This window comes from Streptococcus mitis SK575 (genome assembly GCF_000257865.1).
In the GTDB taxonomy this organism is placed as follows: Bacteria; Bacillota; Bacilli; order Lactobacillales; family Streptococcaceae; genus Streptococcus; species Streptococcus mitis_CQ.
The window spans coordinates 33,961-44,974 of the sequence record NZ_AICU01000038.1; the positions used below are offsets into that span (position 1 = coordinate 33,961).

The 11,014-nt window shown below is 38.3% G+C and carries 9 protein-coding genes; 2 read left to right on the plus strand and 7 right to left on the minus strand.

Features of this window, described 5'->3' with window-relative positions; genetic code table 11:
- Position 1: 1 nt before the first annotated feature.
- From cps4E to HMPREF1048_RS06055, 7 genes are all read right to left on the minus strand, one after another.
- Complete coding sequence (cps4E, locus tag HMPREF1048_RS06025; RefSeq protein ID WP_000787302.1) at positions 2 to 637, minus strand: capsular polysaccharide biosynthesis protein Cps4E; 636 nt, start codon at positions 635 to 637, stop codon at positions 2 to 4.
- A gap of 354 nt (positions 638 to 991) precedes the next feature.
- Positions 992 to 1,675: a tyrosine-protein kinase gene (locus HMPREF1048_RS06030; RefSeq protein ID WP_001142517.1), complete on the minus strand. Its 684-nt coding sequence runs from the start codon at positions 1,673 to 1,675 to the stop codon at positions 992 to 994.
- Between the two features lie 9 nt (positions 1,676 to 1,684).
- Positions 1,685 to 2,377 (minus strand): capsular polysaccharide biosynthesis protein CpsC, encoded by a 693-nt coding sequence (gene cpsC, locus HMPREF1048_RS06035; protein ID WP_000654816.1) that lies wholly within the window; start codon positions 2,375 to 2,377, stop codon positions 1,685 to 1,687.
- An 8-nt stretch (positions 2,378 to 2,385) separates the two neighbouring features.
- Positions 2,386 to 3,117, minus strand: a complete 732-nt coding sequence (cps4B, locus tag HMPREF1048_RS06040; protein WP_000565323.1) for a capsular polysaccharide biosynthesis protein Cps4B — start codon at positions 3,115 to 3,117, stop codon at positions 2,386 to 2,388.
- 1 nt (position 3,118) lies between these two features.
- The gene (gene cpsA, locus HMPREF1048_RS06045) at positions 3,119 to 4,564 is read right to left on the minus strand and encodes an LCP family glycopolymer transferase CpsA (protein WP_000091088.1); all 1,446 of its coding nucleotides are present in this window, start codon (positions 4,562 to 4,564) and stop codon (positions 3,119 to 3,121) included.
- A 391-nt stretch (positions 4,565 to 4,955) separates the two neighbouring features.
- Complete coding sequence (locus tag HMPREF1048_RS06050) at positions 4,956 to 6,914, minus strand: peptide ABC transporter substrate-binding protein (protein ID WP_001093129.1); 1,959 nt, start codon at positions 6,912 to 6,914, stop codon at positions 4,956 to 4,958.
- A 195-nt stretch (positions 6,915 to 7,109) separates the two neighbouring features.
- Positions 7,110 to 8,717: a glycoside hydrolase family 13 protein gene (locus HMPREF1048_RS06055; protein ID WP_001156804.1), complete on the minus strand. Its 1,608-nt coding sequence runs from the start codon at positions 8,715 to 8,717 to the stop codon at positions 7,110 to 7,112.
- A gap of 151 nt (positions 8,718 to 8,868) precedes the next feature.
- Here HMPREF1048_RS06055 and HMPREF1048_RS06060 point away from each other — a divergent pair, with 151 nt between their 5' ends.
- Together HMPREF1048_RS06060 and HMPREF1048_RS06065 are read left to right on the plus strand one after the other, a co-directional pair.
- A complete protein-coding gene (locus HMPREF1048_RS06060) occupies positions 8,869 to 10,353 on the plus strand; it encodes a DUF1846 domain-containing protein (RefSeq protein WP_000743561.1) in 1,485 nt (494 codons plus the stop codon).
- A 94-nt stretch (positions 10,354 to 10,447) separates the two neighbouring features.
- On the plus strand, positions 10,448 to 10,930 hold the full coding sequence (locus HMPREF1048_RS06065; protein ID WP_000032564.1) for an S-ribosylhomocysteine lyase: 483 nt from the start codon (positions 10,448 to 10,450) through the stop codon (positions 10,928 to 10,930).
- The last annotated feature ends 84 nt before the right edge of the window (positions 10,931 to 11,014 follow it).

An 11,014-nucleotide genomic window follows, 5' to 3' on the forward strand; every position in this document is an offset into this window, starting at 1 on the left:
TTTAACTTTCTTTCTTACCACTACCCTCTACAATACCTTTTCGTTTCAGTACGTAAGGTATTGTCTTAACTATACATCTAATATCCATTATCAAAGACAGATGTTTAACATAGTAGCCATCTAACTCTGTCTTCATTTCAACAGATAAAGTATCACGCCCGTTAATTTGTGCCCATCCAGTTAACCCTGGCAAGATATCATTTGCTCCATACTTATCTCTCTCTGCAATCAAATCTAGTTCATTTATACCCGCTGGTCTAGGGCCTACAATACTCATATTACCAATAAGAATATTAAACAATTGTGGTAGTTCATCCAAAGATGTTTTTCGCAAGAAAGCCCCTACTTTTGTAATCCATTGCTCTGGATTATGTAAGTTTCGAGGTGCCACATTTTTAGGTGCATCTATTTTCATAGACCTAAATTTCAAAATATAGAAATATTCTTTATGAATACCAAAGCGTTTTTGCTTAAATATAACCGGACCTTCTGAATCAAGCTTAATCGCAATTGCAATTATCATAAAAATCGGACACAATATCATTATCCCTATTAAAGATAATAAAATATCACCTAATCGTTTTATTATACTGTACATAAACATTCTCCAACTATAAATTCCATTTTCATTTTTCATTTTATTTCCATTCGGCAAATGAAATCAGGCAGCACATGCAACTACAAAAAATCAATATATATTTTGTTACTCAATGATTCTCAGAGATATAATTCTTTTATCCTCTATGTCAGATAAAACTTTTCTCCACCTAAAGAAAAGTTATTTGTTTCAGTAATATATGAGTTCTCAATAATGCATTAGAAGGCTCAGTTCAATTGTTCTTCCAAACAGACCGAATATTATTTGAAGAAATATCGGTCTCTGAAATTGCAATCAGTATATAAGCTAGTAAACTAACAGGTACATTCTATAAGATTACCATAGTTATATTATAGAAATCCCGTCCTTCTATATGGCCTCCCTAACCTCATTTTATCTTTTACCATAATTACCATAGCCACCGTAAGAGCCATATTTTTCACGTTGAATATCAAATTTATTGAGAACGACACCTAAAAATGGTTTTCCTGTTTGCTCTAATTGTTGTTTCGCTTTTTGGACATCACGCTTATTCGCCTCACCCATTGCAGTTACCAAGATGGACGCATCACACTTTTGAGTGATAATTGCTGCATCAATAACAAATCCAATAGGTGCTGTATCAACAATGATATAATCAAAATATTTACGCAATGTTTCAATCATATCATTAAAATTCTTACTTTGTAACAAGGCTGTAGGATTTGGTGATACAGAACCGGATTGAACTACAAATAAATTTTCAATATTTGTATCACATAAACCGTGAGATAAATCAGTTGTCCCAGATAAAAATTCCGTTAGCCCTGTAATTTTTTCACGAGATTTAAAAACTCCTGACATAACTGAATTTCGAATATCGCCATCGATCAAAAGAGTTTTATAGCCTGCACGCGCAAACGACCATGCTATATTTATGGAAGTAGTTGATTTTCCTTCCCCAGGATTAACAGAAGTAACGGAAATCACTTTTAGTTTATCTCCGCTCAACTGTATATTTGTACACAAGGCATTGTAATATTCTTCTGTCTTCTTAATGAACTCCAGTTTTTTTTGTGCTATTTCTAATGTCGGCATCTCTCTCTCCTATTTCAACTTATCCAAGTTTGGTACAACTCCTAAAAGTGTGATCTGCAGTGCATCTTCGATATCTTCCGGACGTTTTACACGAGTGTCTAAAAGTTCAAGAAGAAGAACTATAACACTGGTTCCAATCACCCCTGCCAAAAAACCAATTAGTGTATTGCGTTTAATATTTGGCGAAGACGGTGATACCGCCGGTCTTGCCTCCTCCAGTGTTGTCACATCAGAAACACGAGTAATACTGATAATTTTTTGAGCAGCTACTTCTCTCAAAGAGTTAGCGATACGGCTTGCCTCTTCAGGAACTCGATCATTAACTGAAATAGAGACAATACGGGTATCAACTGGTACTGTCACTTTAATTTTATTAGCCAAACCTTTTGGCGTCAAATCTAGTTTTAAATCAGAAACAACTTTCTCCAAAACATCCTGCGATAGGATAATTTCACGATAGTCTTTAACCAAGTACGATCCTGCCTGCAAGTCTTGATTTGTTAAACCAGACTTCTCTCCTTGATTACGGTTAACTACATAAATCCGAGTCGTACTAGTAAACTCAGGTTTGATAACAAAAGTACTGTAGGCAAAAGCAACTGAAGAAGTTATAATTGCCACTAATAAAATGACTAACTTTCTTTTCCATAAAGTTCTGAATAGTTGAAATACATCGATTTCCAAAGTTTTTTGATCTTTCATATTTTCTCCTAAATTAATTGATCCATTATAATTTTTCTGGGATTTTCTACAAAAAGTTCCTTCGCTTTTTTCGCTCCATATTTCTTAGCAATGATATCGTATGCCTGTTCCATATATGGAGGTCTACTGTCTAAATTGTGCATGTCACTTGCAACTACATGAACTAAATCACGTTCCAAAAAATACCGAGCTCTCTTTTTCATAAATTTATATCTTTCACCAAAGAGCTTAGGTTTTAAAACATGATAGCTATTTATCTGAGTATAGCAACCCATATCAATCAGTTCACGAACACGTTTTTCATTATCCTCTAAAGCATCATAACGTTCAATATGAGCAATTACTGGTGTGATTCCCAACATCAAAATATTACTCAATCCCGTATGAATCTCACGATAGGGAGTATGCATGCTAAACTCAATCAAAGCATAACGGCTATCATTAAGGGTAGGAATTTCTTTTTTTTCTAGCTTTTCTAGAACATCCGAAGTATAGTATATCTCTGCGCCATAAGCAATGACTAAATCATCTGCTACTTCTTTTGCAATTTCACGAACCTTAATAAAATTTGTTGCAATTTTTTCTTCTGGAGTTTCAAACATTCCTTTTCGACGATGTGAAGTAGACACAATCATTCGAACCCCTTGATTATAAGCTTCTCTTAAAAGTGCCTTGCTATCCTCTATCGACTTTGGCCCATCATCTACATCAAAAACGATATGCGAATGGATGTCTATCATTTCATCTACCCTCCATCACATCCTGTATAGCTGCCTTGACTGTAGCTAAACTACTCTCATCTATTTCCATCATATAGAGGTTACTGTCTGGCATTGCATAAGAAGGAAGATCCATCCGACCTGTCCCTTTTAAATCTTGAGAATTTACTTTATAATTTCCTCCACTTTCCAACTGAGTATTCACTAGATCCATCATAGTCTCAATCGGCATATTTGTTTGAAGAGAATCCTGCAATCCTTGAAGAATACTACTATAGTTTTTCAAGGCTTCTGTAGAAGTTAACTTCTGAATGATTGCTACAATGACCTTTTGTTGATTCCGACCACGGTCACGATCTCCATCGGCTAGTGAGTAGCGTTCACGTACAAAGCCTAGGGCTTGCTCAGAATCTAGATGGACATTCCCGACTGGAAAGTGGAACTTCCCATGTAGAACTGAAAACTCCTGATCGTTATGAACATCTACTCCTCCCAACAAGTCAATCAATTTCAAAAATGAGGTAAAATTCAAACGAACATAATAATTAATATCTACTCCATAAAGGTTCTCTAAGGTATGAATAGATGAATCAACCCCGTATATACCAGCATGAGTCAATTTATCCTTTTGATTGTTTCCACCATCAGCAATAGGAACATATGAATCTCGTGGAGTTGTTGTAAGAAGGATTCTCTTCGTATCCCTATTGACCGTCATCAGAATATTGACATCTGAGCGCGAAACTGAACTAATGGCACCGTAAGTATCAATACCACTGACATAGATATTAAAGAAGCGATCTTTAGATACCTTAGGGGTCTCAACATCCTTGGTCATTTTTTTAGTGTAAATTTTCTTAATTTTAGAAGCATAATCTGGATACTCTGCTTCAATAATATTCTCAAATACACTATTTAAGACAATGGCTTTGGCCTCTCCAGAAATCAAACTTTTATAAGTTGACAAGTAAGAAGTACTTTTATCAACCGTCAAATCCTTATTTTGACTCGTCTTAATATCAGCGATTAGCTTTTGAATATTCTCATTATCCGTACCTGTTGGCCCCATAACACTAGATAATTGGGTAACATTATTGATATCGCTATCCTTTAAAACGACGACGCTGAGAGAATACTCTGAATAATTTGAAGTTGCATTAATATGACTTGTAAATCCTACAAATTGCTGCAGAGTAAATAGAGAAACTGAACTCACTAAAACAGCTAGTGTCAAAAAGAAAATCGTGAACTTTTCTGCTTTTTTATAAATTATTAATATTGCGGCAGTCACAGCAACCATCACGGCAAAAACTGCGACCACTATATTAACGTGCCTGAAAGCAAGTATATTGTACTTAAAGATTAAGAACAATAAAAAACCAACTAACAATAAATAAATAGTCAACAAAACTATATTAACACTTCGCTTCACTTTCTGTGAACGTGATTTTTTAAAACGTCTACTCATGATTAACACCTATACATTTAATGTTACTATTATATCACTTTTTTACGATAAATTCTACATTTAGCGAGTTTATAAACATTCTTAGATATAGGTTATTTGGACATCATAAGCACTTATACTCTTCGAAAATCTCTTCAAAGTACGTCAGCGTCCATCTACAACCTCAAAACAGTATTTTGAGCTGACTTCGTCAGTTCTATCTACCACCTCAAAGCTGTACTTTGAGCTAGCTTCCTAGTTGCTCTTTGATTTTCATTGAGTATTAAACCATCAAAATTAATACAGTATTTCATTTACAATTCAACATAACTAGACAACTACTAGCCCGTACAGCAAAAAACAGCCCTATTAGGACGACTTTATAAAAATCATCCAATAGAACTGCTCATCATTATTTCACATGTTTTTCTGCTTCTTTTTGGGCTTTTTCGATTGCTTTTTTGCTTTCTTGCTCCCATTTGGCCTTGGCTTCTTCATACTGTTTGGTTGTCACAGTATCTTTTTGCAGTTTCATGTACTTGTAGTTATTGCCGTCACCCTTGATGCCGACCAGTGAATAGCCTCTTGTAAATGGCGTCACTTTGGTTACAGATGCTGTACCACCACTTGACATGGCTGACATAATCAGAGAATTGTCAATCATCCAAGCCTGTGCTTCAGCATATTTTTCATAGCGTTTGGCTACATCTTTATTTTCACTATCTGCATCTTTGAGCATCTTGGTGTAAGTATCAAGCCTCAAGCTAGCAATCTTAGCTTTATCTTCTTGAGCATCTAGACCAAAAATCTTGAGGTAGAACCCATCCTCAGCATTGAAAGGATTAAGATAAGTTGACGGATCTTGGTAGTCACCTACCCAACCATCAAAGTTCAAATCATAGTCACGATCAGCTGGTGTCGGTGCTAAGAAGGCTACGTTATTAAAATCATCTGTTGAAAGTTGCTGAACATCAATGACAATGTTATCAGCACCTAAAACTGACTCAAGGGTCTGCTTAACTGAGTTCATTCCTGTCACAGCATTTTTACTTGTCTGATCAACTGCAACATCCAAGTGAATGGGGAAAGTCACACCTTGACTTGCCAATTCTTTTTTAGCTTCCGCAAATTTTGCTTGGGCTTTTTCTTTGTTAAAATAGGCATCCTGAGCATCTGCCAAGTTAATACCTGACCATTCTGTACCATAGTTGACTAATTTAGAAGCGACTACTTCTCCAAAGGTCTTGTCTCCCACTTGGACAAATGTCGGAGGTACTAGGGTGTTACGAAGAGTCTTGCTAGCTGCTTCTTCCCCATTTGACTGAGCAGAATAAGCTGTGCGATCCAAGGCAAAGTTCACCGCTTGACGGAAGTTCTTGTTCAATACAGCTGTCTCAGTCGACTTCTTCTGCTCATCTGTCGTTTTAGATGTATGGTTGTAGGCCTTACGGTTGACGTTGAAATTGAAATACCAAGAAGTCTTGTCCTGCAAACTATAAATGATATTATTCTTATATTTCTCCTTGGTCTTAGCAAAGTTTGAACTATTTGGATAAACCCCAGCGATAGAATAGGCTCCACTTTCAAAGTTACGGATAGTCAATTCTTGGTCTGAACCATCAAAGTAAGCCAATTTCACATGTTCAATCGATACTTTGTCATGATCATAGTAATGCGGATTTTTCACATACTCGATCGATGATTTTGATGTGAAATCTTTTAACAAATAAGGTCCACTGTAGAGAATGCTACCTGGAGATAGGGTCCCAAAATCTTTCCCTTTTGAATTTAGAAACTCTTCATTTACTGGGAAAAGAATACTGTTGGTTGTTTTTGAATTCCAGTAAGGTTCTGGACGTGCCAAAGTATACTCAACAGTCTGGTCGTCAATGGCCTTCACACCAACCTTAGAAAAGTTAGAATCCGTTCCTGTAATATAATCATTCAATCCCTTGATCGAGTTTTGAATCAAGTCAATGGCCTGTGATTTATTATCCACTGCGTACTTTATCCCTGTCACAAAATCCTGTGCCTTGACTGGGGCGTACTCTTCACCGTCAGCCGTGAACCATTTGGCATCTTTTCTCAGTTTATAGGTATAAGTCAGACCGTCGCTTGAAACAGACCAGTCTTCTGCCAAAGACGGAACTAGGTTTCCATGATTGTCGTTTTCAAGCAAACCATCAACTAGGTTAGTAATAATAGCTGTATTATCAGCGTAGTAGTCTAACAAATAGTTAAATGTAGTTGGATTTCCACTAAAGGTTGATGAGTAAGTCTTTGTATCTGAACCTGATTGTCCGCAAGCGGCTAAAAGCAAAGCAGCCGCAAAAGTCAGGCCTGCACTAAGGACACGCTTTTTTGTATTCATCTTCTTTCTCCTTTATGTTAGTTTTTATAACATATGTTTATTTTACCAAAATAGTGGGAATTTGTAAAGTTAATTGAATTTTGAGAATGAAAGTTTATAAACTTTGGTCATAAAAAAACAAAGGATTTCTGCCTTTCATACAGTCCTCCCTTGTTTTTATACGATTTCAATTTTAAATTTTTCTGTAAAAAATATTTATAGTAATTCCACACAGAAAGCATCCCATGGAGCTAAGATTTGTTTTTCAAATGCTTCTTGAGCCACGGTGTTTTCAATTAAGACCGATTTGACGTTTCCTTCTACTGTCAAGTCTTGCTCTTCATTGGACAAGTTAGCCACGATTAGGAAACGACGGTCCCCATCTTTACGGATATAGGCAAAGACCTTGTCAGCCGTATCAAGCAATTCAAAGTCAGCTCGAATCAGCCAGCTATTCTCCTTGCGAATTTGGACCAACTTCTGATAGGTGTAGAAAATAGAATCTGGATTTGCCAGCGCTTCCTGAACGTTGATTGCTTGATAGTTTGGATTCACTGCTAACCAAGGTTGACCTGTCGAGAAACCAGCGTTTTTGCTTTCGTCCCATTGCATTGGGGTACGGGCATTATCACGTCCAATGACACGGATACTGTCCATGATTTCTTCCATCGGAACGCCTTTTTCAAGAGCTTCACGCGCATAGTTGAGAGATTCAATATCTTCTACTTGGTCCAGCGTTTCAAACGGATAGTTGGTCATGCCAATTTCCTCACCTTGGTAGATATAAGGAGTTCCTCTCATGAGATGAAGTAAGATTGCAAAGGCTTTGGCAGATTTTTCGCGGTATTCTTGGTCATTTCCCCAGATTGAGACGATACGAGGGAGGTCATGATTGTTCCAAAAGAGCGAATTCCAACCGTCTTCAACTCCTAATTCTGTCTGCCATTTGTTGAAAATCTCTTTCAACTTAGCGATATTCAGCTCTTTTTGATAGTGCCATTTAGGTTGCCCTTCCTGATACTGAAGACCGATATGTTCAAACTGGAAGACCATAGACAATTCTTGCCCCTTTGGATCAGAGTAGAGCTTGGCAATCTCTGGAGTTGCTCCCCAAGTCTCCCCTACTGTCAAGAGATTCTTATCTCCAAAGGTCGCCTGATTCATTTCCTTGAGATAGGGATGGAGCATAGGGCCATTATTGACTACTTTCTCGTCAGGAATTTTCCCAATCATGTCAATGACATCCATGCGGAAACCACCAATGCCTTTATCAATCCAGAAGTTCATCATCTCATAAATTTTCTGACGAAGTTTTTCATTTTCCCAGTTGAGATCCGGCTGTTTCTTACTGAAAAAGTGGAGATAGTATTGACCTGACTTTTCATCATATTCCCAAGCAGACCCGCTAAAGATAGAGTCTAAATCGTTAGGTTCATCGCGCCAGATATAGTAGTCTCGCTCAGGGCTGTCAGGATTTTCATAGGCCTCGACAAACCAAGCATGTTCATCTGAGGTATGATTGACCACCAAGTCCATGATAATTCGGATATCACGCTTCTTAGCTTCCGCAATCAGTTGGTCCATATCCTCCATAGTTCCGAAAATAGCAGCAATCGCTTGATAATCAGCAATATCATAGCCATTATCATCCATAGGACTGTCATAAACAGGAGAAAGCCAAATCGCTGTGATTCCTAACTTAGCTAGATAGTCTAACTTACTGGTAATTCCTGGCAAATCGCCAATTCCATCTCCGTTGCTATCCATAAAGCTCTTAGGATAAACTTGATAGACTACGGCATTGTGCCACCATTTTTCTTGCATCTTCTTACCTCATTATTTTCATAATCTGTAGTCTATGATAGCGCTTTTCAGATTTTTGTGCAAGCGTTTGCCTAATCTTTTTGATTCCTTTTTTAACTCCATAGTTTCCTAACTTCCAATTTTTTATTATAATAGAGGTCAGAGGTAAAAAATGAAAAAACAAGCTTTTAATTCTGAACAATATTTGAATCTACAGCGCGACCACATTTTGGAGCGCATTAATCAATTTGACGGCAAGCTCTACTTGGAGTTTGGTGGCAAAATGTTAGAAGATTTCCACGCCGCTCGTGTCCTTCCTGGTTATGAGCCTGACAATAAAATCAAGCTCTTGCAAGAATTGAAAGAGCAGGTTGAGGTCGTGATTGCTATTAATGCTAGCAACATCGAGCATTCCAAAGCACGTGGTGACTTGGGCATTTCTTATGACCAAGAAGTTCTTCGTTTGATTGATAAATTCAATGAACTGGGAATTTTTGTCGGCTCAGTGGTCATCACACAGTACGCTGGCCAACCAGCTGCAGATGCCTTCCGCAACCAACTTGAGAAAAACGGAATTGATTCTTATCTTCACTATCCAATCAAAGGATATCCGACGGATATGGACCACATCATTTCTCCAGAAGGTATGGGGAAAAACGACTACATCAAAACCAGTCGTAACTTGATTGTCGTAACAGCTCCTGGACCTGGTTCTGGAAAATTGGCAACTTGTATGTCAAATATGTACCACGACCAAATCAATGGTATCAAGTCTGGTTACGCTAAATTTGAAACCTTCCCAGTTTGGAATCTTCCCCTCCATCACCCAGTCAATTTGGCCTACGAGGCTGCAACTGCAGACCTTGATGATGTCAACATGATTGACCCCTTCCATCTCCAAACTTACGGAGAAACCACTGTCAACTACAACCGTGATATTGAAATTTTCCCAGTGCTCAAACGCATGTTAGAACGTATCCTAGGTGAATCTCCTTACGCTTCTCCGACAGATATGGGTGTCAACATGGTTGGTTTCGCTATTACAGATGATGAAGCTGCTGTCGAAGCTTCTAAACAAGAAATCATCCGTCGTTACTATCAAACTGTTCTTGATTTCAAAGCTGAAAAAGTTGGCGAAGCAGCTGTCAAGAAAATTGAGTTGCTCATGAACGACCTCGGTATCACACCTGCAGACCGCAAGGTTGCTGTCGTTGCGCGTCAAAAAGCAGAAGAAACTGGCGGACCAGCCCTAGCCCTTGAATTGCCAACTGGTGAAATCGTCACAGGTAAGAACTCAGAACTCTTTGGCCCTACAGCCGCTGCCTTGATCAACGCCATCAAGAAATCAGCTAAAATTGCCAAGGAAGTAAAACTAATCGAGCCTGAAGTTGTTAAACCAATCCAAGGTCTTAAAATTGATCATCTGGGTAGCCGCAATCCACGCCTTCATTCAAATGAAATTCTGATTGCACTTGCTATCACAGCTACAGAAAATCCTGATGCTGCCCGCGCTATGGAAGAACTTGGCAACCTCAAAGGAAGCGAAGCCCACTCAACCATCATCTTAACCGATGAAGACAAGAATGTCCTTCGCAAATTGGGTATCAATGTAACCTTTGACCCATACTACCAATACGACCGCTTGTATCGTAAGTAACGATTTCAACCTCTCCACTCTCGGAGAGGTTTTCTCTCTGTCTCAGGAGCAACCTTTATGATATAATGAAAGAAGAAAACTGAAAGGATTTACCATGTCAAAAGAAGTTATTGTCGAAAGTTTTGAACTTGACCACACCATTGTTAAAGCACCCTATGTTCGCTTGATTGGGGAAGAAACAGGTCCAAAGGGAGATGTCATCTCCAATTATGATATTCGTTTAGTGCAACCCAATGAAGACTCTATCCCTACTGCTGGCCTTCACACTATCGAGCACCTCTTGGCAAAACTCATTCGTACCCGAATTGACGGCATGATTGACTGTTCACCATTTGGTTGCCGCACAGGCTTCCACATGATTATGTGGGGGCGTCATACCAGCGCTGAAATTGCGGCTGTTATCAAGGATTCACTCAAGGAAATCGCTGAGACTACTACATGGGAAGAGGTCCCTGGAACAACCATCGAATCTTGCGGCAACTACAAGGATCACAGCCTCTTTTCTGCTAAAGAATGGGCGAAACTCATCCTTGAACAAGGGATTTCAGATGATGCCTTTGAGCGTCATGTGATTTAAACATAAAAGGAACCAGTTTTTTTCAGCTGGCTCCTTCTTTTTTTTATTCTCAAAATTTTGTCTTATACTCAATGAAAATCAAAG

Bases quoted from the DNA above. Each gene is read 5' to 3' on its own strand.
- HMPREF1048_RS06050 (WP_001093129.1), bottom strand. From the start codon at position 6,914: ATGAATACAAAAAAGCGTGTCCTTAGTGCAGGCCTGACTTTTGCGGCT.
- HMPREF1048_RS06055 (WP_001156804.1), bottom strand. From the start codon at position 8,717: ATGCAAGAAAAATGGTGGCACAATGCCGTAGTCTATCAAGTTTATCCT.
- cpsC (WP_000654816.1), bottom strand. From the start codon at position 2,377: ATGAAAGATCAAAAAACTTTGGAAATCGATGTATTTCAACTATTCAGA.
- cps4B (WP_000565323.1), bottom strand. From the start codon at position 3,117: ATGATAGACATCCATTCGCATATCGTTTTTGATGTAGATGATGGGCCA.
- HMPREF1048_RS06030 (WP_001142517.1), bottom strand. From the start codon at position 1,675: ATGCCGACATTAGAAATAGCACAAAAAAAACTGGAGTTCATTAAGAAG.
- cps4E (WP_000787302.1), bottom strand. From the start codon at position 637: ATGAAAAATGAAAATGGAATTTATAGTTGGAGAATGTTTATGTACAGT.
- HMPREF1048_RS06065 (WP_000032564.1), top strand. From the start codon at position 10,448: ATGTCAAAAGAAGTTATTGTCGAAAGTTTTGAACTTGACCACACCATT.
- cpsA (WP_000091088.1), bottom strand. From the start codon at position 4,564: ATGAGTAGACGTTTTAAAAAATCACGTTCACAGAAAGTGAAGCGAAGT.
- HMPREF1048_RS06060 (WP_000743561.1), top strand. From the start codon at position 8,869: ATGAAAAAACAAGCTTTTAATTCTGAACAATATTTGAATCTACAGCGC.